The organism is Chryseobacterium sp. SIMBA_038, assembly GCF_046535115.1.
Lineage (GTDB): Bacteria > Bacteroidota > Bacteroidia > Flavobacteriales > Weeksellaceae > Chryseobacterium.
Genome location: NZ_JAWRXH010000459.1, coordinates 1 through 233 on the forward strand (window position 1 = coordinate 1; position 233 = coordinate 233).

A 233-nucleotide genomic window follows, 5' to 3' on the forward strand; every position below is an offset into this window, starting at 1 on the left:
GTACTTCATGATCTCTCCAAAGAAAATTCTGGTAATTGTTGGAAGTGCTACCCACAGCTCCAGCAATCAGAAATTGATGGAACAGGTATTGGAACAGAATCCCAATATTAATTTCCAGATGTATGATGATCTTTCCATTCTTCCTCATTTTGACACATCATTAACTGATGTTGATACACCAGAGGAAGTAGTAAAGATCAGGGAAAGCATTAATCATTCGGCAGGAGTTATCT

Annotated in this window: 1 protein-coding gene; it reads left to right on the plus strand. The window is 37.8% G+C overall.

Going from position 1 to position 233, the window contains the following annotated elements:
* Positions 1 to 233 (plus strand): NADPH-dependent FMN reductase (locus tag SB689_RS24265; RefSeq protein ID WP_410694567.1); only part of this gene is annotated, 233 nt, incomplete at both ends.